Source organism: Streptomyces lavendulae subsp. lavendulae (genome assembly GCF_002803845.1).
GTDB lineage: Bacteria > Actinomycetota > Actinomycetes > Streptomycetales > Streptomycetaceae > Streptomyces > Streptomyces lavendulae.
Genome location: NZ_CP024985.1, coordinates 7,588,559 through 7,611,679, shown reverse-complemented (window position 1 = coordinate 7,611,679; position 23,121 = coordinate 7,588,559). Strand labels below are relative to the sequence as shown.

The following is a 23,121-nucleotide window of genomic DNA, read 5'->3' as shown; positions in this document are numbered from 1 at the left end:
GGCCCACGGCCCGGCGGCGGCCCAGCAGGCAGGAGACAGCATGGCGATCGAAGGCGCCGCCCCCGGGCGGCAGAGCGGCAGGGCACCGGAGTCCGGCACGGACGCTCCGTCGGCCAAGGCCGTGGAGAACGCGGAACGGGCGGGCGAGGAGCTCGCCGCGGCGGGGGCGGCCGTCTCCGTCCGCCTGCTGGAATGGGGCTTCGCCCTCCGCCTCGACCAGCGCGCCGCCGACCGCCTCGCACGCCCCGACCGCTCCGGGTCCGACGGCGGCTTCCCCCGCCTGGTGGAGGAAGTGCTCGCGGGCTCCCTGCCCGAGGCCCTCGCCGAAACCGTCGGCGCGGGGCTGGCCGGACGGGCCGGACGGATCGGGGCGGCCACCCGGGGCGCCGGGTGCGAGCTGGTCTCGCCGTGGTCCGCGCCCACCCTCCTCGCCCCCGTGGCCCTCGACGCGCCACCGCGCGAGACCGGCCTGTGGTTCAGCGTGTTCGAACCGGGCGGAGGCTGGGGGGCCGACGTCCAGTTCACGGCGCGCTACGCCTCCGAAACACCGGCCCTGGCCGTCTTCCGCGACGACCTGTACTGCGTCTACCAGGGCCGGGGCGATGACCCCGACCTGTGGTGGACCGCACACCGCGCGGACGGCGGCTGGTCCGAGGACCAGCCGTTCCCCGCCCACCACACCCTGGGCAGCCCGGCCCTGGCCGTGTTCCAGGACCGCCTGTACTGCGCGCACCGCGGCGGCTCGGGCGACTGGGGCATGGCACTGACCTCCTACGACGGTGGTACCTGGACGCCGGACCGGCCGGTCCCGGACGCCGAGAGCGTCTACGGCCCGGCGCTGGCCGTCTTCGACGACGCGCTCCACCTCGCCTACGCCGACGCCGCCCAGCGGATCATGGTCACCACCAGCCGGGACGGCCTCGGCTGGACGACCCCCGAACCCGTCCCCGGCTGCGCCACCACGAGGTCCCCGGCGCTCGCCGTGTACGACGGCGACCTGCACCTGCTGTACGGCAACCCCAAGGACGGGGCGATCCACTGGGCCAGGCTGCGCGGCACCGCCTGGACGTCCGAGGGCGCACTGCCGGGCCACCGTACCCGCAGCAACATCGGCCTCGCCGTCTTCGACGGCACGCTGATGTGCGTCCACCGGGACCCCGCCCGCCAGCAGCTGTGGTGGTCCGCGTTCGATGGCACGGGATGGAGCACGGACACCGCGATGCCGGGTCACAGCAGCAAGTACGGTCCGGCGCTGGCCGTGCACCGGGACCGGACCGGCACCCGCGACCAACTCCTCTGCGTCCACCGCGGCCACGCCCAGCGCTTCGTCACGGCGGCCGGGGAGCTGCTGACCGACGAGGACCCGGCGGGTCTGCACGAACTCGACGATCCGGCCTCCGCCGCCGACTGAGACCGGGCCCCGTACGGCGAGCCGCCTTTCGGTGATACCCGTCCACCCGGCTGGTGGACGGGATCGCGGCGGCCCGCCTCCTGGCAGGAGGTCTCCGATCGGAGGAAGATTCTCCCTCGCCCGGCGCACGACCCGGATCGTGAACGACAGGAGATGCGACATGAGCGAAGCAGCCGACTGGAACGCGCAGGTCATCGCGGAGTTCCGGGCGAACGAGGGCAAGGTCGGCGGGGCCTTCGAGGGTGCTCCGCTGCTCCTCGTCCATCACCGCGGCCGCAAGACCGGGCAGGAGCGCGTCAGTCCGATGATGTACCTTCCGCACGACACCGAGCCGGACATCGTCTACGTCTTCGCGAGCAAGGCGGGAGCACCCACCGACCCGGACTGGTACCGCAACCTCACGGCCGCCGGTGAGGGCTCCGTAGAACGCGGTACCGCGGCCTACCGCGTGACCGTCCGCGAACTGACCGGCGCCGAACGCGACCGCGTCTACGCCGAGCAGGCGCGGCGCTACCCCGGCTTTGCCGACTACGAACGCCAGACCGCCGGGATCCGCACCATTCCGGTGCTCGAACTCCGGCAGGCGTAGCCCGCACCCGCGTGCGGCAGGTCGGTTCGCCGCGGCGGCCGGTGCGTCGACGGCCGCCGCGAAGTCCGGCGGGACTGGCTGATGTCGGAAGCTCACGGGCCGTGTCGTACCGATGCCGTATGCGGCATCGCCGTGAGGCCGGCGCGTGGGTGCTGCTGCTCAGCGCCTCGTCTCGTACCTGGTCAGGACCACGCCGCCGGGAAACGTCCGCGTCTCCACCAGGTTCAGGTTCACCCGGCTGTCCAGCGCGGTGAAGAACGGCGTGCCACTGCCCACCAGGACCGGATGGGCGGCGATCACGTACTCGTCGATCAGCCCGGCGCGCATGGCCGCCCCCGCGAGCGTTGCACCGCCGATGTTCATCGGTCCGCCGTCCTCGGCCTTGAGCCGGGTGATCTCGGCGATCGCGTCACCGGTGACCAGGCGGGTGTTCCAGGCGACCTTGTCGATCGTCGAGGAGAACACCACCTTCGGAGTGTCCCGCCAGTTCCGCGCGAACTCGATCTCCGCCGGGGTGGCGCCCGGCTGCTGGTCGCCGGTCGGCCAGTAGGAACTCATCGCCTCCCACAGCTTGCGCCCATACAGGGACAGGCCACTCGCCTGCTCGTGATCGAGCCACCACCGGAAGAGCTCCTCGCTCGGCGGTCCGCTCCAGCCGATGTCGTCGCCGGCCGCGGCGATGTAGCCGTCCAGGGTCAGGTTCATGCCGTAGATCAGTTTCCGCATGGCTCAGCCTTCCGTGCGTGGGTGTCCGGCACCTGGACCAGCGCGGCGCGGGAAACCCATCGGTGCGCGATCCGGACTCACCGGTATCCCTCGCGCTCGGGGCTCAGCTTGGTGTACTCGGCCGACTCGGACAAGCCACCTGATCTCGACGTCGCCCTCGCGGGTTCTATCCGTCCCCGCAGCTGCCGACGGGGCTCCGGACTTCCGGCCGGTCGCGGACGGCGGTTCAAGGCCGGCGGCCAGGCCGAGGAGCCATCGCCGACTCAGTCGCCGATCGTCTCGCGCAGGTAGGCGTCGATCGCGGCGAGGGTCGCTTCCGGCCGTTCCAGGTGTGGCAGGTGGCCCGCCTCGGGGATGACGTGGAGCCGGCCGCTGCCGAAGGCTTCGGCGTACGCGGCGCCGTAGGCGGGAGTGACGATGCGGTCGCTCCCGCCCCAGAGCAGGAGAGCCGGTACGTCGACGCGCCGCAGACGGCGGAGCAGCTTCGGGTCGTGCATGTAGGGGTCGCCCGCGAGGGCGCGCAGAGTGGCCATGTTGTCGCGCTGAAGGGCGAGCTGCCCGGCGGAGAGCGTTTCGGGGTCACGGTAGAAGCGGGCCGAGTCGTGCCAGGCGTACTCGGCCACGCCGAGGGCATCGAGCCCGAAGAAGTCCCTGATCGGCTCGGTCTCGACGTGGACTCCGACGGGGTCGATCAGGACGAGGCCTGTGATGATGCCGCCGGTGTCCCGTACCGCCATCTCCGCCGCGGTCCAGCCGCCGATCGAGGAGCCGACGACCAGGACGTCACGCAGTCCGCGGTCTTGGAGGTGGTGCAGGTAGGCGAGGGCGAGATCGTCGATGCCGGTCAGCCATCCGGGGCGCCGGGTGCCGTCCCATCCCGGGTGTACCGGCGTGATCGTGTGGGCGGTCCGCGCCAGGTGGGCGGCGAGTCCGGCGACGGTGGCCGGTCCCCCGCCGCCGTGCAGGACCAGGCAGGGCCTGCCGGTTCCGGCTTCGGTCTGGGTGAGGGACAGGTCCGGGTACAGGGCGACAGTTTTGTCTGAGGGCATGCCCAGAACTCTAACTAAGCTTGTTTATATAAGCAACCTTAGTCATGGCGTAGGATGGACTCATGCCAGATGAACTTCAGGTCCTTGGAAGAGCGGTGAAGCAAGCCCAGTACAGGCAGCACCGTGCGCTGGACAGCCGCCTCGCCGCCGCCGGTACGACACTGGCCCAGTGGGACGCCCTCCGAGCGATCAGCCGAGCGCCCGGGGCGCCGGCCCGCGCCCTGGCCACGGCGACGTTCCAGAGCGAGCAGGCCTTCGGCACGCTCGCCGGCCGGCTGACGGCCCTCGGCCTGATCGACCGCAGGCCGGGCCGCGGCCGACGCATCGAGCACTACCTCACCCCGTCCGGCGAAGCGGTCCTGAGCGCAGGACACCGGATCGCCGACGAAGTCCTCGCCGCCTGCTACTCGCACCTGTCCCCGGCCGACCGCGCCACGCTGCTCGACCTGCTCCAACGCGTCGACGACGGCGCGGGCGCCCCCGCCGATCGGTGACGCCCTCGGTCCGGTGAGGGGGCTGGGCTCCCTGCCCCCCCGGTCGCGAGGCCGGGGCGCCGCCGGCCGGCGTCTGTCCCGCGGGGGTCGGTCCAGGCGTGGGTGCCGGAGCACAGAACCAGGACGGTTCAGCCGGCGGCGATGGGGCCGAGCCAGGTCCCGCCCGACACGTCGATCGTCTGGCCGGTCACCCAGCGCCCCTGCGGGCCCGCCAGGAAACCCACCACATCTGCGACGTCCTCCGGCTCGCCGATCCGCCCCAGCGCGGTGATCGCCTCCAGGCCCGCGACGATCTCCGGGACCGCGGTGTAACCCGCGGTCAGGTCGGTACGTACGGCCCCCGGCGCGACCGTGTTCACCGTGATGCCCCTCCGGCCCAGCTCGTTGGCCAGCGAGGGCCCCATGGCCTCCAGCGCCGCCTTGCTGACCGTGTAGCCGATCTGGGTCGAGACCGCGAACCGGCTGGCCGTCGACCCCATGTTGATGACCCGCCCGCCGTCGTTCAGCAGCGGCAGCGCCCGCTGGACCACGAAGAACGGCGTACTCACGTTGACCGCCATCAGCATGGCGAACTCCTCCTCGGTGACCTGCCCGATGGAGCTGCCCGAGCTGATACCGGCGTTGTTGACCAGGATGTCCAGGCCCTTCGCACCGTGTTCCGCCAGCCCGCGGGCCAGCCCCTCGAACACCCGGTCCACCGCTCCGGCCTCCCCGAACCGGGCCCGCACACCGAAGGCACGCCCGCCCGCCTCCACGATCCGTGCCACCGTCTCCCCGGCGGCCGCCTCGTTCCCGCCGTAGTGCACCGCCACCAGCGCCCCCTCCGCGGCCAGACGCAGGGCGACGGCCCGTCCGATACCACGCGATCCACCGGTCACCAGTGCGCTCTTGCCGGCCAGCTGCCCGCCCATGCCCGTACTCCTCTGCCCTGTCCGTGCCGCACCCCCCGCTGGGACCCGGCGACGACATCACTTTCGATCGGACCGCTCACCACACGCTCACCGTCGGCTCACCGAGCAGATGGACAAGCCGGACCCTTGCGTCGGGCCGCGTCCGACTCGTCGTCGCCGGCGCGGCAGCCGACGTGCACACCGTCGGCGCGACCAGGAAGGCGAAGGCGGCGGTCGAGTGTGCTCGGACAGTCCAGGGGCGTGTGTCATCCGAGTGAACTGACGGGCCAGGAGCCGTGCGGAGAGCTGGTGGTACCGAAGACAGCAGAGGACGTGTCGCGGGCATCGTGGCGCGCCGCCAGGTATCTCTCCCCCAGTGACCGATCGTTTCCCGAGACACTACGGAGTCCTCCATGCCCCAGACCGGCCTTCTCGCCCGTATCGAGGCCAAGCCCGAACACGCTGCCCAAGTCCAGGAACTCCTGCGGAACGCCTTGGAACTGGCCCGGGAGGAAGCGCAGACCGTCAGCTGGTACTCGTTCAGGCTCGGGCCCACGAGCTTCGGTGTTTTCGACACCTTCGACGACGAGGCAGGGCGTCAAGCCCACCTGAACGGCCGGATCGCGGCCGCGCTGATGGAAATCGCCCCCACCCTGCTCGCCAGTCCTCCTGACATCCGGGAGGTTGAAGTCTTGGCCGCCAAGCTTCCGTAGGCGGATCGCCCGCGGCGGCCGAGCAGAGGCGTCCTGCGGTGGGCCGCCGTGCCGGCAGGCCACCGGCTCGGGTCCCGACCTCGCCCGCCGGCTCAGTGGGCCCGACCTGGCAGGACACCCCTTTGGGCATGGCCCTACCCTGATGCCCATGACCGACACCCAGGCCCTTACCCCTCGTGAAGCCCTCGACATGCTGCTGGCCGGCAACCAGCGGTTCGTCGCCGGTTCGACGGAACACCCGAATCAGGACGCGGCGCGCCGCACCGAGGTCGCGCCCGCGCAGAATCCGTTCGCGGTCCTCTTCGGCTGCTCCGACTCCCGCCTGGCCGCCGAGATCATCTTCGACCGTGGGCTCGGCGACCTGTTCGTGGTCCGTACCGCCGGACACGTCCAGGGACCGGAGGTGCTCGGCAGCATCGAGTACGGGGTGAGCGTGCTCGGCGCGCCGCTGATCGTGGTGCTCGGTCACGACGCGTGCGGCGCGGTCGCGGCCACCCGCGCCGCCGTCGAGAACGGCACGGCGGCGGGTGGCTACGTGCGGGACGTGATCGAACGGGTCACTCCCAGCGTGCTGGCCGCCCGCGCCGCCGGGTACACCGAGGACGAGCACTTCATCGCCGAGCACATAAGGCACACCGTCGACCTGCTACTGGACCGTTCCCGCGTCCTGGCTCAGGCGGTCGAAGCCGGTCAGGCCGCCGTTGTGGGGCTCTCGTACCGGCTGGCCGACGGAACGGCCCGCCTGGTCACCCACCGCGGACTCCAGGCACCCGCGGGTGCGGCTTCGTGAGGGCGGGCCCCCGGTTCTCCTGAAGGTTGCGCGCCAGACGGCATGAACGTCATCGGGCGTGCGTTCGACACACCTCCGTCAGCGCCTTCTCGTGGCTCGCGTGCGGGCGCTCACGACGGCCGCGGTCCTGCGGCGCGGCGCAGCCGGTTGGCGATGGCCAGTCCCAGCCCCTCCTCCGGCGGCAGGGACGCGACGATGAGGTCGCACCCCTGCTCGTCGAGCTCGCGCAGGAACCCGTACAGCCCGCGGGCGTAGGCGGCCGTCGAAGGGGGGACCTCCACCACCGCGTGTGCCTTCACCGCGTTTCCGGCGAAGCCGGGGGGAACGAGGACGCCCGCCCGGTGCCCCTGCTCCTGTGCGAGCTCCGCTTCGGCGACGGCTTGCCCGGGCTCCACCAGGACGACCCGGGCGCGCGGCGCGTAGTGCGAGGGATGCTGGCCCGGCACCCGGACCGTACTCGTCGCGGGCACCGCGAGCGGGCGGCCCAGCACCGCTTCGAGGTCCTCTCTCGTGACCCCGCCGGGCCGCAGGATGGCCGGGGTGTCGCCGGTGGCGTCGACGATGGTCGACTCGACGCCGACCCGGCAGGGGCCGCCGTCCAGTACGAAGTCGACGGCATCGCCGAGCTCCGCACGGACGTGATCGGCCGTGGTGGGGCTGACGGAACCGAAGCGGTTGGCCGACGGGGCCGTCACGCCTCCGCCGAAGGCCGACAGCAGCGCGAGTGCCACGGGGTGGTCGGGCACGCGCACGGCCACCGTCTCCAGCCCGCCGGTCGCTTCGAGGGGCACGCGTCGACCGCGCCGCAGCACCAGCGTCAGCGGCCCCGGCCAGAAGTGGTCGGCCAGAAGGCGGGCACTGTCGGGTACGTCCTGGACCCAGGCGTCCAACTGCCCGGCGCCCCCGATGTGGACGATCAAGGGATGGGAGGGCGGGCGCCCCTTGACCTGGAAGATGCGCGAAATCGCGGCGGCGTCCTCGGCGTTGGCGCCCAGGCCGTAGACGGTCTCGGTCGGCAAGGCCACCAGGCCACCACCGCGCAGCACCCCGGCCGCAGTCTCGATGTCACTCGTTGTCGTCGTCACCCTCGCGATTCTCCCACCGCTCGTCACCCGCGTGCCGGGGGTGGAGACCTTGCGGCGTTACCGCCACGAAGCATCCGCACTGATCGCAGCCCTCAACGAGTTGCCATGACCAGCGCTTTCACGGAGGTGCGGGAAAGTCCGTCATCGGTGACCCAGCACGTTGACGACCCGTCCGCTGGGGTCGCGGACGAAGAACCGTCGCACGCCCCACTCCTCGTCCTGCAAGGGGTGGATGATCTCCGCTCCGCTCTCCCGCATGACCGCATATGCCGCGTCCACGTCGTCCACCTCGACACTCATGTCGGGCGTGACGGGAGCGGTCTTGTCGCCGGCCATGACGCTGACCTGCGCTGCCGGGCTGGACGGGGAGGCGAGCGTCACGATCCAGCCGTGGTTCATGACCTCCTCGAAGCCGAGCAGGCCGTAGAACTCCCGGCTCTCCTGCACGGCCTCCGACTGGATGTTGGGCACCACACGGCGAACGGCCATCGACGACTCCCAGTGAGAACCGGCCTGTCTCTGCGTCTCTCCAGCAGCACTACTGTCGCATGTCCCTCCACCAGTGCCACGGCACCATGCAGGTTCGCCCGTGGGACGCATCCGATTCGGACCTGGGACGCGAAGGGGAACCGAAGCATCGCGGCAGTGGACCGCCCTGAAATCGGCAGGAGGAGTGAGAGCAGTGATCACGGTAGAGCGCAGTTTCCTCGTCGGACTTCCGCTCGACGTCTTGATCACCTACCTGGAGGACTTCGGCCACACCGAGGAATGGGACCCGGGCACGGTACGGTGTGTCCGGATCGACGAAGGACCGGTGAGGCCAGGGGCCAGCTGGGACAACACTTCGCGTTTCCGCGGGCGTACCACCAATCTGGTCTACCGTCTCGCATCCCGAGAGCCTCAGCAGTTGGTGTTCATCGGAGTGAACAAGACCGTGACCGCGACTGACGTCATGCGTTTCGAGGCGCAGTCGGCGCTTGCCACCCGCTTGAGCTACACCGCTTCGCTGCGGTTCAAGGGCATTGCCAGATTCGCCGAGCCTTTCCTGCGTGCGGAGTTCGAGGCGCTCGCGGACAAGGTCGCGCAGCGACTGCCATCAGCGGCTGTGGGCCGGTGAGGCGGGCCGCTTCCGACCTCCGCTCGGAGGCAGCACCGCTCCACCGTCAGACGGACCGGGAAGACGTCGTCCGGAAGGCACCGGACCCGGTCTTCCCCGGCGTTTGGGTCACGACGTCGCGACGCCAGGTGGCAGGGCCGTGACCATACGTGTGCGGGCCGCCGCACTGTCGCGACACCCGACGTGCCCGCCGGACAGGCCCCGGCGCGGGCGGAACATGGGCCGAGGCCGGGGCGGGCAGGAGAGCATCATGGACAGATGGCCTGCTCGGGGCCGGCAGGTGCGGGAGCGGCTCGGCTCGACGCTGTTCAGCCGGGTGGCCGGCCCGTCGGGCCCCGCGAACCGCGCCCGGATACACACCACCCCCGGGCCGCGATGGTTCGGCCCCGAGCGCCCCATCCGCACGGTGCACGCCGACGCCTCGATGTTCGTCGGGGGCCTGAGCGCCCTCCTGCTCCAGTCCCTGCACCCGCTCGCCATGGCTGCGGTCGCCGCGCACTCGGGCTTCCGTGGGGACCCGTGGGGCAGGCTCCAGCGCACCAGCACTTTCCTGGCCGTCACCACCTACGGCACCGCGCAGGACGCTCAGCTCGCCGTCGACCGCGTACGGGCGGTCCACCAAGCCGTGCGGGGCACCACAGCGGCGGGCGAGCACTACCATGCGGCCGACCCCCATCTGCTGGGCTGGGTGCACGCGGCCGAGGTCGACTGCTTCCTCCGGGCCCACCAGCGCTTCGGTGAGCACCCCCTGGACGGCGCCGGATACGACGCCTACGTGGCGGACACAGCACGCGTGGGAACGGCCCTCGGCGTGCTGGACCCGCCCCGCGACCGGGCGGCACTCACAGCCCTGCTGTCGGAGTACCGGCCGGAGCTGAGGGCCACGCCCGAGGCCCTTGAGGCGGCCCGCTTCATCCTCCGCCGCCCGCCCCTGACCGGCTTCGCCCGGGCCCCGTACATGCTGCTCGGCGCGAACGCGGTCGCACTGCTGCCGCCGTGGGCTCCCGCCCTGCTCGGCCTGCACCCGGCGGCCGGGGCTGCGGCAGCCTGCGTACTTCTGTCCGGGCACGCCCTGATCCGGACAATCCGGTGGGCAATGCCCCCTCCCCCTGAGTCACCAGCCGACCAGGGCACCTCCCTGCCTCGTCCAGGCCCGCATATGTCCTAGTCGGTCGCCAAGGCCGTCCCGTCACGGAGAGACACACCAGGAGGCAGCACCGGTGAGTCACACTGCATCCGTGGGCTACACCAGCGTTGCGCCGCGGGTGGTCACCGATGACACCGGCGCACTGCTCGACGATCAGGTAGGTGTGTACGGGTTCCCTCCATTCCCGAGCCGATCCGCCCTGCATTCCGGGTGCATGGAACGGCTTGCCGGGGAAGGAGGGCCGGTGACCCGTACGCCCGAGAAGGGACGGACACCATGGCACGACCGAGGATCGTGGTCGTCGGCGCGGGCTTCGCCGGCGTCGCCTGCGTACGCCGCCTGGAGCGGACGCTGAAACCCGGGGAGGCGGAGATCCTGCTGGTCACTCCGTCCTCCTACCAGCTCTACCTGCCCCTGCTGCCGCAGGTGGCCTCCGGGGTGCTCACCCCCCAGTCCGTGGCGGTGTCGCTGCGCCGCAGCCGCCGCCACCGGACCCGGATCGTGCCCGGCGGGGCCGTGGGCGTCGACACCCGGGCCAAGGTCTGCGTCATCCGGAAGATCACCGGGGAGCTGGTGGACCAGCCGTACGACCACCTGGTGCTCGCGCCGGGAAGCGTGACCCGCACCTTCGACATCCCGGGCCTGGCGGAACACGGCCGCGGCATGAAGACGCTGGCCGAGGCGGCCCACCTGCGCGACCACGTGATCGCCCAGCTCGACCTGGCCGACGCCGCCGCACCGGGCTCGGCGGAACGGGCCTCACGGCTCGGCTTCGTCGTGGTGGGCGGCGGCTACGCGGGCACCGAGACGGCCGCCTCCCTGGAGAGGCTCACCATGAACGCCGTCGGCCGCTACCCCCGGCTGGACCGGCGCGAGATCAGCTGGCACCTCGTGGACGTGGCCCCGAAGCTGATGCCCGAGCTCGGCGACCGGCTCGGCCGGGCAGCCCTCGACGTGCTGCGCCGCCGCGGCATCGAGGTCTCCCTCGGCACCTCCGTCGCCAAGGCGGGCCCCGAGGACGTCACCCTCACCGACGGGCGCGTGCTGCCCTGCCGCACCCTCATCTGGACTGCCGGCGTCGCCGCGAGCCCGCTCGTCGCAACCCTGGGCGCCGAGACCGCGAAGAGCGGCCGACTCGTCGTCACTGCGGACCTGCGGGTGCCGGGGGCGGAGGGCGCGTTCGCGCTCGGTGACGCGGCAGCCGTGCCCGACCTCGCCACCGGCGGGGACGGCACGGTGTGCCCGCCCACCGCACAGCACGCCATGCGCCAGGGCAAGGTCGCCGCCGACAACATCGTCGCCACACTGCGAGGCACCCCACTACGGCGGTACGTCCACAAGGACCTCGGACTCGTCGTGGACCTCGGCGGCCGCGACGGCGTCTCCCGGCCACTCGGCATCGACCTGCGCGGCATGCCCGCCCAGGCCGTGGCCCGCGGCTACCACTGGGCGGCACTGCGCACCGGCGCCGCCAAGACCCGGGTGATGACGAACTGGCTCCTGAACGCCGTGGCCGGCGACGACTTCGTCCGGACCGGCTTCCAAACGAACAAGCCGCCGACATTGCGCGACTTCGAGCACACCGACCAGTACCTCACCCCGGAAGAGGTACGGGCGCGCACGGCGGCCGACCAGGTCGACCGCTCCGGAGGGCGAGATCGCCCTCAGCAGTAGTCGGACCACCAGGACCGGTGGCTCCGGCCGACCTATCGGACGACGAGTGGGAACTCGTGCAGCCGTTGCTGCGTCAGGGAGTGCTGGGGCGGCCGCGGCTGGACGACCGGACGATCCTGAGCACAGACGCCGTGCCGCGGCGCGGCGGCCTCGCGGCTGCGTCGAGCAGCTTCGCCGCTCACCGGCGGCAGGACCTCGCCGGCAGAGGCCTCCGGCCGCCATGGCGTCCGTCGAGTCGACGTCCAGAACGGCATGCCGGTAGCCCTGAGCCATGCCGATCACCCCGTCGTGCAGAGCGTTCTCGTACTGTCTGCGCCGAACCGGCCGATCAGGGCTCAAGCGGTGTGGCCGGCGAACGGGCTGGTGTCGAGGTGTGCGAGCAGGTCGGCGGGGTGCCGGTAGACGGCTCGGGCCCCGGCTCCTTCGAGGTCGCGCCGCGGGATGCCGCCGCAGAGCAGTCCCACGCACGCGACGTCGGCACGGGACCCGGCCTGCATGTCCCAGACGGTGTCGCCTACCAGTACGGCGCCACGCGCGGGCGCGTCGGCGAGGTCGAGGGCGTGGCGCACCGGGTCCGGTGCGGGCTTGCCCTTGTCGACGTCGTCGGAGCTCGCCGTCGCGGTGATGGCGTCGTCGGCGTCGACGGCCCGTCTGAGGGCGTCGAGCTCGTCACCCCGGGCGGAGGTCACGAGGACGACCCGCCAGCCCCGTCGGTCGAGCTCGCGCAGCAGTCCGGCTGCCGAGGCCAGCGGGGGCAGTCGGTCGAAGTACGTGCCGTAGAGGGTGGTGTGGGCGGCGCTGAGCCCGTCGTCCTCGCTCGTGTCCCGGTCGTCGCCCAGCAGATGCGCGAGGAGGTCCTCACCGGGGAGCCCGATCGCGCGGTGGATGTCGTGCATCGCGACGTCGTGGCCCGCCTGCCGCAAGGCCTCCCACCAGCAGACGACGTGCAGGTGATTGGTGTCGGCAAGGGTGCCGTCGACGTCGAACAGAGCGGCACGGTTCATGTCCGCCTCCCGCAGGGCTCAGTAGGCGGCCGCTTTCACAGCTCCCCCAGAGCCGGCAGCAGCTTCGAGGCGGACCAGTCCAGGAAGGGTTCCTGCTGGTCGCCGCCGATCTGGACCAGGGCGACCTCGGTGAATCCGGCATCGGCGAAGGGGCGTACCGCCTCGACGAAGGTGCCCACGTCGTCGCCGCAGGGGATGGCAGCCGCGACGTCCTCGGGCCTCGTGTGCTGCGAGGCCTGGTCGAAGCCCGCCGGGCCGGGGAGTTCCGCGTTGACCTTCCATCCGCCGAGCGCCCAGCGGAACTGGTCGTGCGCCCGGGCCACCGCCGCGTCGCGGTCGCGGTCGTAGGAGACCGGGAGCTGGCCCACGCTCGGTTTGCCGGAGCCTCCGTACGCGCCGAACGCGGTCAGCAGTTCCTTCTTCGGTTCGGTGGCGATCAGGAGGTCGCCGTAGCGGCCCGCGATCTCGCAGGAGCGGTCTCCGGAGACGGCGACGCCGATCGGGGGCGGATCGTCGGGCAGGTCCCAGAGCCTGGCGTTCTCGACGTCGAAGTGGGTGCCGTGGTGGCTGACGTACCCGCCGGCGAACAGGGAGCGGATGATGCCGACGGCTTCTTCGAGCATGTCCAGGCGGACGTGGGCGCCGGGCCAACCCGCGCCGACGATGTGTTCGTTGAGGTTCTCGCCCGAGCCGAGGCCCAGCCGGAAACGTCCCTGGGACAGGAGCTGCATCGTGGCGGCCTTCTGGGCGATCACCGCGGGGTGGTAGCGGAAGGTCGGGCAGGTCACGTACGTCATGAGCGGGATCCGGGTCGTGGCCTGGGCGGCGGCGCCGAGGACGCTCCATGCGTAGGGCGCGTGTCCTTGGGCCTCCAGCCAGGGGAAGGAGTGGTCGGAGATGACGGAGAAGTCGAATCCCGCCCGCTCTGCTCCCACCACGTGGTCGACCAGATCCCGGGGTCCGGCCTGCTCGGTCATCATCGTGTATCCGATTGCCACCATGCCGGGCGCCTTACCGCTTCGGCACGCTTGAAACGTGCCGGCCCGGCCGGGCGAGGTGAGTCCACGGCTCGCGGTGGATCCGGCTGATCAATCCGCTGCGGTCCGCACCCTCGTCCGTGGCCTCAGGCCGGGTGGCCGGGCTCCAGGTTCCGTAGCTCCTGGTACCGGAACAGCGGGGGCGGCGGGCCGTCGCCCGGCGGGCACACCGCTGCGGGCGCCGGGACCGGGCTTCCGGCCCCCTGCGTCTTCCGTCCCGTGAGTGCCCGCGTGCGCGGAGCTGGCCGGTGCTCGCTGGTCAGGAAGGGGCCTGGCGCACTGGGCAGGGCCCCCGCCATGCACGGCACGCCGACGGTGACGAAGGCGCCTAGGCTGGAAGGAGGCTCACAGTGAAATCGGAGGACCTCATGATCGTCCTCGGCGTAATTCTGCTCGTCATCGGCTTCCTCACGGGAATCAGCATCCTGTGGACCATCGGCATCATCCTCGTCGTTGTCGGAGCCATTCTCTGGATCCTCGGCGCCGTCGGACACTCCGTGGGCGGACGCAAGCACTACTGGTGATGGGCCGGCCACCACAGGTGGACCCGCCCGGCACGCGCAGCGCCGGCTGACAACCGTCTGACGGCTTCGCAAGGAGCAGGACGCCCGGTCGCCGGGGCAGGTGGACAAAGGTGCACCGCCGGCAGTGCTACTCCGTCACGCAGCAAGGTCTCGCGGCTACGCGGCAGCCGTACCGCAAGCCCCCGCCCGAGCCACCCGTCCGGCGCATCCCCTGCACCACTGCGGCTGCCCCGCTTTCCCGGTCCCGGCAGAAGGACTTGACCCATGGCTGTCCGAAACCAGTTGATCCGACGTCCCCCTCAGGCGGTGTGGACGGTCCTCGCGGATCCGAACGCGTACGGAGAATGGGTGGTGGGGCCCTCCGAGTCCACACCCCTCGACGGCGCCTGGCCCGGCGTCGGCGCGCGACTCCGCTACACCGTCCGCCTGGGCCCCTGGTCGCTCGACGGAGTCACCACCGTCCGGCACACCGAGCCGGGCACGGAGCTGGAACTGGAGGCGTCCTTCAGGGCCCTCGGCACGGCGCGGATTTTCCTCCAGCTCCGGCCGTGGGGCGAGGAGACCCTCGTCGTCTGCGACGAGCACCCCCTGCGCGGCATCGGCGGCACCCTCCACAACCCCGCCGCCGAAGCACTGCTCCAGCTCCGCCACCGCGGCATGCTGGCCCGCTTGGCCAAGGCGGTGGAACGGCGGCAGGACGAGGTGCTCCATGCCTGACGCGGTCGTGATCGGCGCGGGCCCCAACGGGCTGGTGGCCGCGAACGTGCTGGCGGACGCCGGCTGGAGCGTGGAGGTCCTGGAGGCGCAGGAGGAGCCCGGCGGGGCCGTACGCAGCGACCGCGGCGTCCATCCGGAGTACGTCTCGGACCTCTTCAGCGCGTTCTACCCGCTCGCCGCCGCCTCTCCGGTCCTCGCCCGCCTCGACCTCGCCGCCGAGGGCCTGCGCTGGAGCCACGCGCCGCGCGTACTGGCACACCCCCTGCCGGACGGCAGGTGCGCGGTACTCGAACGCCGCGTGGAGGAGACCTCCGCCGGGCTGGAGGCGTTCGCACCGGCCGACGGCGACGCCTGGCGGAACATGTACAGGACATGGAGCCGTGTGGGGCCCGATCTCGTACGGGCCCTGTTCACCCCCTTCCCCCCGGTCCGCGCCGGCCTCCGCCTGGCCGCGAAGCTCCGGGCCGCGGACGGACTCAGACTGGCCCGGAACCTGGCCCTGCCCGTGCGCCGCCTGGGCGAGGAGGAGTTCGCGGGCGCGGGCGGCCGGCTCCTGCTGGCCGGCAACGCCCTGCACGCCGACCTCTCCCCCGAGGCCGTCGGCAGCGGCGGCTTTGGCTGGCTGATGTCGATGCTCGGCCAGAGCCACGGCTTCCCGGTCCCCGTCGGAGGGGCCGGCGCCCTGACCGCAGCGCTCGTGAGCCGTCTCAGGCGCCGCGGAGGCGTGGTGCGCTGCGGGGAGCGGGTCACGTCCGTCGTCGTACGCGGTGGCACGGCCGTGGCTGTCAGGACCGCCGGCGGAGAAACGGTGGATGCACGCCGGGCCGTGCTCGCCGACACGTCGGCGACCGCGCTGTACCGGGACCTCGTCGGACAGGAGCACCTCCCGTCCCGCCTGCTACGTGACCTGGAACGCTTCCAGTGGGACTTCGCGACCTTCAAGGTCGACTGGGCCCTGACCGGACCGGTGCCGTGGACGGCACCGCAGGCCGCCGGGGCCGGCACCGTCCACGTCGCCGACGGCATCGACGGTCTGACCCGATTCGCCTCACAGATCGCCATGGGGCACGTCCCCGACGAACCCTTCGCCCTCTTCGGGCAGATGACCACAGCGGATCCCAGCCGCTCACCGGCCGGGACCGAATCGGCCTGGGCCTACACCCACCTCCCCCAGCGCATCGCCCGCGACGCCGGACCCGACCACATCACCGGCCGGTGGGACGCCCGTGAGCAGGAGGCGATGGCCGACCGCATCGAAGGCCAGGTGGAACGGTTCGCACCCGGCTTCCGGACACTGATCCGCGCCCGCCGCATCCTCGCCCCCACCACCCTCCAGGCCATGGACGAGAACCTCCACAACGGCGCCATCAACAACGGCACCACCGCCCTGCACCAGCAGGCGATCTTCCGCCCCACCCCCGGCACCGGCCGCCCCGAGACCCCCGTCAAGGGCCTCTACCTCGCCTCCGCAGCCGCCCACCCCGGCGGAGGAGTCCACGGAGCACCCGGCGCGAACGCCGCACGGGCAGTGCTCCGGGCCCAGGGACTGCGCACCCTCCTGTACCGCGCCCAACGCGTCTGACAGCCGGTGCCCTCCGGTCTCGCGCCCAGCGGAGCGTCAGCGCTGCGCACCTCGTGCGCCACGCGAGCGCTCGGTGTCCGCCGTCCCGCGTGACACCTGCTTTTCCGGGTAGGCGCCAGCCGTGTCCGGTGGATTGTGCGGGCACGGACGCAAGGAGCACTCCATGATTCTCATCTTGGGATTGATCATTCTGATCGCCGCGGTGATCATCGGCGTCGTCGGCGTGTTCGGCAACATGGGAGCCGAACACGCTCTCGGCGCCGGAGGCGATTTCTCCATTTTCGGCTACCACGTCATGGGTTCCACAGGAAGCGTGTTCCTGGCCGGAATCGTCGTGGGCGGCGCCGCCCTGCTCGGCTTGGCCCTGGTCATGCTCGGAGTCCGTCGCTCCGCGCGGGCCCGACGTGGAGTCGGCATGTCACGCCGCGAGGCCGCTGTCGTCGACCGGGAACGCGACGACCTGATCAAGCAACGCGACATCGCCCGCGCCGAGACCGACGGCCCGGTGGCCGACGCCCCCCACAGCCGCCGCCACTGGTTCGGCCACCGCACCGCGACACGCTGACCTCACCGGCCGGTCGAGCGCAGCGCCCGCATGCGATCGGAGCAGGCTTAGCCGATCCGGCCGTACTCAAGGTGCCTGAGGCGGGCAAGGGAGAAAGGGTGGCGCCAGGGCTCTCGTGCCGTCGTCAGCCGGTCGGGCGGGCAACGGATCACGGCCCGGGGAATCCGCAGAGGGAGACACCGAAAATGGCCCAGAAGAAGGCGAAGACTGCAGCTGCCAAGAAGACCACGACAGCCAAGTCCACGTCCGGAAAACGGGCGAAGCCCGACACCGCCTCGCCGCCCGCCGGCAGGCCCGCTCCGAAGCTTCCGAAGGTGACCGAGCCCACCGAGCCGCGCGGGCCCCTGCCGCCCGGACAGGACCAGGCCGGCCCGGACACGCTCAGCCCCACGGGACAGCCGACCGGCGCACCCCAGGCCGCGGTGGCACAGGGCGGCGCCTACCTGACCACTGCTCAGGGGGCCCGTCTCCACGACAGTGACCACTCCCTGAAGGCCGGGCCACGGGGGCCTGTACTCCTGCAGGACCACCACCTCAGGGAGAAGATCACCCACTTCGACCACGAGCGGATCCCCGAGCGCGTGGTGCACGCACGGGGTGCCGCCGCCCACGGGACCTTCCAGAGTTACGGCACGGCGGGCAAGGTCACCAAGGCGGCGTTCCTGGCGAAGGGCGCCGAGACTCCGGTCTTCGTCCGGTTCTCCACCGTCCTCGGGTCTCGGGGCTCGGCGGACACCGTGCGTGACACCCGTGGGTTCGCCACGAAGTTCTACACCGGCGAGGGCACCTTCGACCTCGTCGGCAACAACATCCCGGTCTTCTTCATCCAGGACGCGATCAAGTTCCCCGACGTCATCCACGCCGGAAAGCCCCACCCGGACCGGGAGATCCCGCAGGCCCAGAGTGCTCACGACACCTTCTGGGACTTCGTGTCCCTGCACACCGAGGCCACCCACCACACCATCTGGAACATGTCCGACCGCGCCATCCCCCGGTCCTTCCGGATGATGGAGGGATTCGGCATCCACACCTTCCGCCTGGTCAACGCCAAGGGCGCGACCACCCTGGTGAAGTTCCACTGGAAGCCGAAGCTCGGCGTCCACTCCCTGGTCTGGGAGGAGGCACAGATCACCAGCGGAACGGACCCCGACTTCCACCGCAGGGATCTCGCCGACGCGATCGAGGCCGGTGCGTTCCCTCAATGGGAACTGGGCATCCAGACCTTCCCCGACACCCCGGAACAGACCTTCGAGGGCATCGACCTCCTCGACCCCACGAAGATCGTCCCGGAGGAGCTCGCCCCCGTACGGGCCATCGGACTGATGACGCTCAACGCCAACCCGGCCAACTACTTCGCCGAAACCGAACAGGTCGCCTTCCACCCCGGCCATCTCGTCCCCGGCATCGACGTCACCGACGACCCCCTGCTCGCCGGTCGCCTCTTCTCCTACCTCGACACGCAGATCAGCCGCCTCGGCGGCCCGAACTTCGCCCAGATCCCGGTCAACCGCCCGCACGCCCCCGTCAACGACATGCTCCGCGACGGCATGCACCAGAGCGCCGTGCACACCGGCGTCGCCCCGTACCGGCCCAACAGCCTCGACGGAGGCTGCCCCTTCCTCGCGGGAACCGACACGGGTGCCTTCATCGAGGTGCCCCTCGAACTCCCGGCGACGCGAAAAGTGCGCGACGCACCGGCCTCCTTCGCGGACCACTTCACCCAGCCCCGCCTGTTCTGGCTGAGCATGACCCCGGTCGAACGCGAACACATCATCGCCGCCTACACCTTCGAACTGAGCAAGTGCCAGCAGCAGGCCGTCAAGGAACGCACCCTCGCCGTCCTCGCGAACATCGACCCGCGACTCTGCGCGGAAGTGGCCACCGGCCTCGGGCTCCCCGCCCCGGCCGCCACCGAACCACTCGTGGACACCGATCCGAGTCCTGCTCTCTCCCAGCTCGGCCGTACCTGGCCGGTGGACGGGCGGGTCATCGGCATCATCGCCGATCCCACCTGCGACCTGAAGGGCGTCCGGGCCGTGCGGAACACGGTGCTCAAGTCCGGGATGGTCCCCCTCGTCATCGCCCCCACGGGCGGCACGCTCGGCCCCAAGAGGAACCCGGTCCCGGTCCAGCGCACCTTCGCCACCGTCCGCTCCACCGAGTTCGACGCGCTCCTCCTGGCCGGAACTCCCCAGGCGGCCGCTGACGCCCACGGTGCCCGCGACGCCAAAGCCGGCGCCCCCGAGCCCGGCAGTCCCGACCCCCGGGTCCTGATGCTGGTCTCCGAGGCCTACCGGCACGGCAAGGCCATCGGCGGATGGAACGGCTCCTCCCGGATCCTCGAAGGCGCCGGGATCCAGGCGGACGGACCCGGCCTCGCCTTCAACGAAACCGCCGCCACGGCTCTCGAACACCTCACGCACGCCCTGGCACAACACCGCGCCTGGGACAGGTTCCCTCCGACCGTCTGACCGGCAGGCAAGGTCCGGCCCCACTCCCTTGCGGGCCGGACCGGAGTGGCTCCTGGCCCGCCCGCCGGACACCAGTCGCTGTCCCGCCACCTTGCACTTTCATCCGTACGCGGCTGGGCGCTTCCGCTGGAAACGCCGGCCTCCGGTGAGAAGCTCGCCGACGGCGGCACCTGGATTCCTCCTGGACGGTAGACCTGTGCCGCCATGGAAGCCGGATCCTCTCGAAGGCCGCGGGTCCGAACGGGAGGCTTACCAGGCGGCGAAAAGGGAGCGCATGCGTGGGAGCAGGTAGTGCAGGACGTGGTTCCCGACGAGCGGGCACGCGGCGTGGGCGTCAAAGGTCGCGGGTCGCCCTTGGCTTTTCGATCGGACTGGGTGCAACTCTCGGGTGGCTGGCTGTCCAGACCGTTCTGCGGGTCAGCTCGATGCTCACGCTCCTGCTGCTGGCGGTCTTCGTCGCGATCAGTCTGGAGCCCCTGGTGGTGGGGCTCACGCATCGGGGTCTGCGCCGCGGCTGGGCCGTGCTGATCGTGCTGTTGGGGTTCCTCGTCGTTCTCGGTGCGATTCTGCTGCTGGTCATTCCGCCTGTGACCAGGGAGGTCGGCGCACTGATGGACGCGGTTCCGGGTTGGCTTCGGCAAATGCACGATCGCCGCTCGGCAATCGGACGCTTCGAGGATCGCTTCCACTTTGTGGAGAAGGTCCAGCAGCAGGTCAGTTCCAGTGGAGGTATCTCCGGTCTGGCCGGTGGCCTGCTCGGGGCCGGACAAATCGTTCTGAGCACCATCGTCGCGGCGGTGATCGTGGTCACGGTGACGCTCTACTGCATGGCAGGACTGCCGGCGATCAAACGGTTCTGCTACCGCTTCGTCGCCCGGACACGCCGTGAACACACCCAGGGTGTAGCGGAAGAGATCATGAACCGGATCGGGCGCTTCATGCTGGGAAATCTGGCCACGTCAGCGATCGCGGGGATCGCGACTTTCGCCTGGTGTGCGATCACCGGCGTCCCCTACGGTGCGGCGCTGGGTGTCTTCGTGGCGGTGATGGATCTGATCCCCGTCGTCGGCGCCACTGTGGCCGGTATCCTCGTCAGCCTCGTCGCCCTGTCGGTATCGCTCGGCCTCGCGTTGGCGACCGCGGTCTTCTACGTGGTGTTCCGCCTTGCCGAGGACTACTTCATCGTGCCCCGGGCCATGAAGTTCGCCGTAGCCGTCCACCCCCTGGTCACCGTCTTGGCCGTCCTGGTCGGGGGCGCTCTGCTCGGCATCATCGGCGCCCTCGTCGCCATCCCTGCGGCCGCCGGCATCGGGCTGCTCCTCGACGAATACGTCTTCCCCAGGACCGACGCCGCTTGAGGTCCGCTTCTCGGGGGGGCGAGCACAGGCTTCGGCAGCGGCCCGAAGGGCTCCCACCCACCGTGGGCCCCTCCCGACTCGTCGCCGGACAAGTCCGGGTACTCAAGCAGGGCCGCCGGTGCGGGCCCATCGCCGGATCCCCCGGGCCTGAGCCCGACGCGCCGCCCGTGCCGGGTTTCAGTGCTCCGGCAGGGCCGTGCGCAAGGCGCTGCTGCCCCGTTCCCAGGCTCCGCTGATGTGGGCCGCGAGCCGGTCCTCGACCAGGATGGTCGCCGCGCAGCCGAACGCGATGTCCCCCTCCAGATCCGGTTCGTCCGCGAGGAGGCCTCCGATGACCTCGTGGCGCACCACCTGTTCGTGGACGGCGTCGGCCTCGACGTGCTCGGCGTAGAAGTGTTCGGCCGCGGGGCCCGCTCCGCAGCGCCGCATCGCCCTGGCCAGGCGGCGGGACCCCGGCGACGAGGTGACCTCGACGCACGCGAAGTGGCCGACGAGCGCGCCGCGCAGGGCCCGGTGCAGTCCGAAGAGGGACATCAGGTTCACGGTCGCGAGCAGCGCCGCCGGGGCCTGGTCGAGGTAGCGGCCGTACGCCGGGTCCAGTCCGAGGTCGTTCATCAGCTCCGCGAAGAGCCCGGCGTGGATGCGGTCCGCACGGCCGGCGCCGAACTCGTCGTACTCGATGGCCACCATCGCGGCTTTGGCCCGCCCGGTGAGCCGCGGGATCACCCAGACGTGCGGGTCGGCCTCCTTGAGGTGGTAGAGGGAGCGCAGGGCCGCGTACTCGCGCAACTGCCACAGCTCGCCCTCGGTCGCCAGGTGGTGGCTGAGGCTGTCGGAGAGGTCGACGGGCTCGACGAGCAGCGGGGCGAAGGCCTCGTCGACCGACCGGGGCGCGTCGGACAGCTCGGTGCGCAGGGCGTGCAGGAAGCGGGCTTCCAGGGCCTGGCGCAGCCGCAGCAGGTCCGGATCCCATTCGCGTTCGCCGTCCACGCCATCGAAGCCGCGGTAGTGCAGTTCGTACAGCAGATGGAGTGCGAGCTGCAGGTCCTCGCCCCACGGGTCCGCCTTCAGGACCGCCGCGGGCGCGTACACCGGCGGCGTGCCCGATCGCAAGGCGCGCGACACAGCGGCCGACAGATCGCCCCGGCCCTCGACGAGGCGCGGGCCGGCGGCGGTGCCTGCCGTGGCGGTGGCGGTGTTGGTCGGGCTGGGAGGGGTCATCACGGGTTCCTGTCCTCGGGCGGCGGCGCGGTTCTCGCGCGGCGTCGGTGGCTGGTGTCGCACCAGGGGTACGTGCGACTGCGGCGGCAGGTGCACAGCGCGACCACGAAGCGGTCGGACCGGGCCACCGTCCCGTCGTCGAGGACGACCTCCACGGGGCCCTCGACCAGCACCGGGCCCTGCGGTTCGACGGTCACCCGGCGGGCGTCCGCGGTGACGGGGACCTGGCGCCGGGCAGGGTCAGGGGCACTGGGCACGGATGACCACCAGCTCTTCCCGCTCCTCGGCTTCGGCCGCCAGGCCCTGCTGTTCCAGCCAGGACCGTCTCGACCGCAGGACTGGGCCCCACGGCACGGATGCCGTCGCCGTGACTTCGGCCGCCAGCCCTGCCCCCGCCAGCCGGTCGAGGGTCTTCTCGGCACCGCACATCCCCGAGTGCACCATCAGCAGGACTCCACCGGGCCGCAGCAGGGAAGGAGCGTCCACGCAGATCCGGTCGATGACGGCGCGCCCGTCGAGTCCGGCGTCCCAGGCCCGTTCCGGCCCGCGCGACGGCAGTCGGTCGTCCGGCGCAGGGACGTACGGGGGGTTCGAGAAGACGACGTCGAAGTGCCGCCCCGCGGTGCGTGCCTCGAAATCCCCGTGCAGGACGCGCAGCGGAAGACGGTGCAGCCAGGCGTTCAGCCGGGCTGTGGCCACCGCGGGCCAGGACACGTCGACCGCTGTGACCCGGGCGCCCCTGGTCGCGGCATGCAGGGCAAGGGCACCGGTGCCCGTACCGATCTCCAAAGCCTCGGTACGGGACCCGAGGTCCTCCTGGGCGAGTGCCGCGGCGAGCAGCCTGGTGTCCGCCTGCGGCTGGTAGACGCCCGGCAGGGCCACCAGGCCGCCGGGCAGCGTGGTCAAGGAAAGAGCAGTACTGGGCACCGTACCTCCGGTCTCACCGCGGTTCGCCGG

24 protein-coding genes are annotated in these 23,121 nt (G+C 71.5%); 14 read left to right on the top strand and 10 right to left on the bottom strand.

Features of this window, described 5'->3' with window-relative positions; translation table 11 throughout:
• Positions 1-40: 40 nt before the first annotated feature.
• Both SLAV_RS34095 and SLAV_RS34090 read left to right on the top strand, forming a co-directional pair.
• Positions 41-1,411, top strand: a complete 1,371-nt coding sequence (locus SLAV_RS34095; protein ID WP_030235475.1) for a hypothetical protein — start codon at positions 41-43, stop codon at positions 1,409-1,411.
• A 160-nt stretch (positions 1,412-1,571) separates the two neighbouring features.
• Entirely contained in the window at positions 1,572-2,000 is a 429-nt protein-coding gene (locus SLAV_RS34090; protein ID WP_030235477.1) for a nitroreductase family deazaflavin-dependent oxidoreductase, read from the top strand.
• Between the two features lie 159 nt (positions 2,001-2,159).
• Here SLAV_RS34090 and SLAV_RS34085 read toward each other — a convergent pair whose 3' ends face one another.
• Both SLAV_RS34085 and SLAV_RS34080 read right to left on the bottom strand, forming a co-directional pair.
• The gene (locus SLAV_RS34085; protein WP_030235488.1) at positions 2,160-2,726 is read right to left on the bottom strand and encodes a dihydrofolate reductase family protein; all 567 of its coding nucleotides are present in this window, start codon (positions 2,724-2,726) and stop codon (positions 2,160-2,162) included.
• 263 nt (positions 2,727-2,989) lie between these two features.
• Complete coding sequence (locus SLAV_RS34080) at positions 2,990-3,775, bottom strand: alpha/beta fold hydrolase (RefSeq protein WP_030235490.1); 786 nt, start codon at positions 3,773-3,775, stop codon at positions 2,990-2,992.
• 62 nt (positions 3,776-3,837) lie between these two features.
• Between SLAV_RS34080 and SLAV_RS34075 the strand changes: the two genes are divergently transcribed.
• Positions 3,838-4,269: a MarR family winged helix-turn-helix transcriptional regulator gene (locus SLAV_RS34075; RefSeq protein ID WP_030235493.1), complete on the top strand. Its 432-nt coding sequence runs from the start codon at positions 3,838-3,840 to the stop codon at positions 4,267-4,269.
• A gap of 128 nt (positions 4,270-4,397) precedes the next feature.
• Here SLAV_RS34075 and SLAV_RS34070 read toward each other — a convergent pair whose 3' ends face one another.
• Positions 4,398-5,180 (bottom strand): SDR family oxidoreductase, encoded by a 783-nt coding sequence (locus tag SLAV_RS34070; RefSeq protein ID WP_100661123.1) that lies wholly within the window; start codon positions 5,178-5,180, stop codon positions 4,398-4,400.
• Between the two features lie 392 nt (positions 5,181-5,572).
• Here SLAV_RS34070 and SLAV_RS34065 point away from each other — a divergent pair, with 392 nt between their 5' ends.
• Both SLAV_RS34065 and SLAV_RS34060 read left to right on the top strand, forming a co-directional pair.
• Positions 5,573-5,872: a putative quinol monooxygenase gene (locus tag SLAV_RS34065; RefSeq protein WP_030235496.1), complete on the top strand. Its 300-nt coding sequence runs from the start codon at positions 5,573-5,575 to the stop codon at positions 5,870-5,872.
• A 148-nt stretch (positions 5,873-6,020) separates the two neighbouring features.
• Positions 6,021-6,662: a carbonic anhydrase gene (locus tag SLAV_RS34060; RefSeq protein WP_030235499.1), complete on the top strand. Its 642-nt coding sequence runs from the start codon at positions 6,021-6,023 to the stop codon at positions 6,660-6,662.
• Between the two features lie 110 nt (positions 6,663-6,772).
• Here SLAV_RS34060 and SLAV_RS34055 read toward each other — a convergent pair whose 3' ends face one another.
• Together SLAV_RS34055 and SLAV_RS34050 are read right to left on the bottom strand one after the other, a co-directional pair.
• Positions 6,773-7,747, bottom strand: a complete 975-nt coding sequence (locus SLAV_RS34055; RefSeq protein ID WP_030235501.1) for an L-threonylcarbamoyladenylate synthase — start codon at positions 7,745-7,747, stop codon at positions 6,773-6,775.
• A 141-nt stretch (positions 7,748-7,888) separates the two neighbouring features.
• Positions 7,889-8,236: a VOC family protein gene (locus SLAV_RS34050; RefSeq protein ID WP_030235503.1), complete on the bottom strand. Its 348-nt coding sequence runs from the start codon at positions 8,234-8,236 to the stop codon at positions 7,889-7,891.
• 193 nt (positions 8,237-8,429) lie between these two features.
• Here SLAV_RS34050 and SLAV_RS34045 point away from each other — a divergent pair, with 193 nt between their 5' ends.
• The 3 genes from SLAV_RS34045 to SLAV_RS34035 all read left to right on the top strand — a co-directional run bounded on the left by SLAV_RS34045 (position 8,430) and on the right by SLAV_RS34035 (position 11,685).
• Complete coding sequence (locus tag SLAV_RS34045) at positions 8,430-8,864, top strand: SRPBCC family protein (RefSeq protein WP_030235505.1); 435 nt, start codon at positions 8,430-8,432, stop codon at positions 8,862-8,864.
• Positions 8,865-9,114: 250 nt separating this feature from the next.
• A complete protein-coding gene (locus SLAV_RS34040) occupies positions 9,115-10,032 on the top strand; it encodes an oxygenase MpaB family protein (protein ID WP_030235508.1) in 918 nt (305 codons plus the stop codon).
• A 255-nt stretch (positions 10,033-10,287) separates the two neighbouring features.
• Positions 10,288-11,685, top strand: a complete 1,398-nt coding sequence (locus tag SLAV_RS34035) for an NAD(P)/FAD-dependent oxidoreductase (RefSeq protein ID WP_051841229.1) — start codon at positions 10,288-10,290, stop codon at positions 11,683-11,685.
• Between the two features lie 335 nt (positions 11,686-12,020).
• Here the strand turns inward: SLAV_RS34035 and SLAV_RS34030 are convergent, their stop codons facing one another.
• Together SLAV_RS34030 and SLAV_RS34025 are read right to left on the bottom strand one after the other, a co-directional pair.
• The gene (locus SLAV_RS34030; protein ID WP_030235514.1) at positions 12,021-12,689 is read right to left on the bottom strand and encodes an HAD family hydrolase; all 669 of its coding nucleotides are present in this window, start codon (positions 12,687-12,689) and stop codon (positions 12,021-12,023) included.
• A 35-nt stretch (positions 12,690-12,724) separates the two neighbouring features.
• Positions 12,725-13,690 (bottom strand): LLM class F420-dependent oxidoreductase, encoded by a 966-nt coding sequence (locus SLAV_RS34025; RefSeq protein WP_030235516.1) that lies wholly within the window; start codon positions 13,688-13,690, stop codon positions 12,725-12,727.
• Between the two features lie 404 nt (positions 13,691-14,094).
• Here SLAV_RS34025 and SLAV_RS41205 point away from each other — a divergent pair, with 404 nt between their 5' ends.
• The 6 genes from SLAV_RS41205 (at position 14,095) to SLAV_RS33995 (ending at position 20,943) form a co-directional block, all read left to right on the top strand.
• Complete coding sequence (locus SLAV_RS41205; RefSeq protein ID WP_212723246.1) at positions 14,095-14,250, top strand: DUF6131 family protein; 156 nt, start codon at positions 14,095-14,097, stop codon at positions 14,248-14,250.
• Between the two features lie 264 nt (positions 14,251-14,514).
• Entirely contained in the window at positions 14,515-14,967 is a 453-nt protein-coding gene (locus SLAV_RS34015) for an SRPBCC family protein (RefSeq protein WP_030235519.1), read from the top strand.
• Positions 14,960-16,549 (top strand): phytoene desaturase family protein, encoded by a 1,590-nt coding sequence (locus SLAV_RS34010; RefSeq protein WP_030235522.1) that lies wholly within the window; start codon positions 14,960-14,962, stop codon positions 16,547-16,549. The genes SLAV_RS34015 and SLAV_RS34010 overlap by 8 nt, the downstream gene beginning before the upstream one ends.
• A 163-nt stretch (positions 16,550-16,712) precedes the next feature.
• The gene (locus SLAV_RS34005; protein WP_030235525.1) at positions 16,713-17,114 is read left to right on the top strand and encodes a hypothetical protein; all 402 of its coding nucleotides are present in this window, start codon (positions 16,713-16,715) and stop codon (positions 17,112-17,114) included.
• Positions 17,115-17,299: 185 nt separating this feature from the next.
• A complete protein-coding gene (locus SLAV_RS34000) occupies positions 17,300-19,585 on the top strand; it encodes a catalase (RefSeq protein WP_030235529.1) in 2,286 nt (761 codons plus the stop codon).
• Positions 19,586-19,863: 278 nt separating this feature from the next.
• Complete coding sequence (locus SLAV_RS33995; RefSeq protein WP_388097467.1) at positions 19,864-20,943, top strand: AI-2E family transporter; 1,080 nt, start codon at positions 19,864-19,866, stop codon at positions 20,941-20,943.
• A gap of 177 nt (positions 20,944-21,120) precedes the next feature.
• Here SLAV_RS33995 and SLAV_RS33990 read toward each other — a convergent pair whose 3' ends face one another.
• The 3 genes from SLAV_RS33990 to SLAV_RS33980 are packed head-to-tail and all read right to left on the bottom strand — an operon-like array spanning position 21,121 to position 23,061.
• Entirely contained in the window at positions 21,121-22,164 is a 1,044-nt protein-coding gene (locus tag SLAV_RS33990) for an iron-containing redox enzyme family protein (RefSeq protein WP_030235532.1), read from the bottom strand.
• Positions 22,164-22,421 (bottom strand): CDGSH iron-sulfur domain-containing protein, encoded by a 258-nt coding sequence (locus SLAV_RS33985; RefSeq protein ID WP_037687917.1) that lies wholly within the window; start codon positions 22,419-22,421, stop codon positions 22,164-22,166. The genes SLAV_RS33990 and SLAV_RS33985 overlap by 1 nt, the downstream gene beginning before the upstream one ends.
• The gene (locus SLAV_RS33980; protein ID WP_100661346.1) at positions 22,405-23,061 is read right to left on the bottom strand and encodes a HemK2/MTQ2 family protein methyltransferase; all 657 of its coding nucleotides are present in this window, start codon (positions 23,059-23,061) and stop codon (positions 22,405-22,407) included. Before SLAV_RS33980 ends, SLAV_RS33985 begins: the two co-directional genes overlap by 17 nt.
• Positions 23,062-23,121: the final 60 nt, after the last annotated feature.

Excerpts from the sequence above, each read along its gene's own strand:
- SLAV_RS34095 (WP_030235475.1), top strand. The coding sequence starts at position 41 with ATGGCGATCGAAGGCGCCGCCCCCGGGCGGCAGAGCGGCAGGGCACCG.
- SLAV_RS34090 (WP_030235477.1), top strand. The coding sequence starts at position 1,572 with ATGAGCGAAGCAGCCGACTGGAACGCGCAGGTCATCGCGGAGTTCCGG.
- SLAV_RS34085 (WP_030235488.1), bottom strand. The coding sequence starts at position 2,726 with ATGCGGAAACTGATCTACGGCATGAACCTGACCCTGGACGGCTACATC.
- SLAV_RS34080 (WP_030235490.1), bottom strand. The coding sequence starts at position 3,775 with ATGCCCTCAGACAAAACTGTCGCCCTGTACCCGGACCTGTCCCTCACC.
- SLAV_RS34075 (WP_030235493.1), top strand. The coding sequence starts at position 3,838 with ATGCCAGATGAACTTCAGGTCCTTGGAAGAGCGGTGAAGCAAGCCCAG.
- SLAV_RS34070 (WP_100661123.1), bottom strand. The coding sequence starts at position 5,180 with ATGGGCGGGCAGCTGGCCGGCAAGAGCGCACTGGTGACCGGTGGATCG.
- SLAV_RS34065 (WP_030235496.1), top strand. The coding sequence starts at position 5,573 with ATGCCCCAGACCGGCCTTCTCGCCCGTATCGAGGCCAAGCCCGAACAC.
- SLAV_RS34060 (WP_030235499.1), top strand. The coding sequence starts at position 6,021 with ATGACCGACACCCAGGCCCTTACCCCTCGTGAAGCCCTCGACATGCTG.
- SLAV_RS34050 (WP_030235503.1), bottom strand. The coding sequence starts at position 8,236 with ATGGCCGTTCGCCGTGTGGTGCCCAACATCCAGTCGGAGGCCGTGCAG.
- SLAV_RS34040 (WP_030235508.1), top strand. The coding sequence starts at position 9,115 with ATGGACAGATGGCCTGCTCGGGGCCGGCAGGTGCGGGAGCGGCTCGGC.
- SLAV_RS34035 (WP_051841229.1), top strand. The coding sequence starts at position 10,288 with ATGGCACGACCGAGGATCGTGGTCGTCGGCGCGGGCTTCGCCGGCGTC.
- SLAV_RS34030 (WP_030235514.1), bottom strand. The coding sequence starts at position 12,689 with ATGAACCGTGCCGCTCTGTTCGACGTCGACGGCACCCTTGCCGACACC.
- SLAV_RS34025 (WP_030235516.1), bottom strand. The coding sequence starts at position 13,690 with ATGGTGGCAATCGGATACACGATGATGACCGAGCAGGCCGGACCCCGG.
- SLAV_RS41205 (WP_212723246.1), top strand. The coding sequence starts at position 14,095 with ATGATCGTCCTCGGCGTAATTCTGCTCGTCATCGGCTTCCTCACGGGA.
- SLAV_RS34015 (WP_030235519.1), top strand. The coding sequence starts at position 14,515 with ATGGCTGTCCGAAACCAGTTGATCCGACGTCCCCCTCAGGCGGTGTGG.
- SLAV_RS34010 (WP_030235522.1), top strand. The coding sequence starts at position 14,960 with ATGCCTGACGCGGTCGTGATCGGCGCGGGCCCCAACGGGCTGGTGGCC.
- SLAV_RS34005 (WP_030235525.1), top strand. The coding sequence starts at position 16,713 with ATGATTCTCATCTTGGGATTGATCATTCTGATCGCCGCGGTGATCATC.
- SLAV_RS34000 (WP_030235529.1), top strand. The coding sequence starts at position 17,300 with ATGGCCCAGAAGAAGGCGAAGACTGCAGCTGCCAAGAAGACCACGACA.
- SLAV_RS33990 (WP_030235532.1), bottom strand. The coding sequence starts at position 22,164 with ATGACCCCTCCCAGCCCGACCAACACCGCCACCGCCACGGCAGGCACC.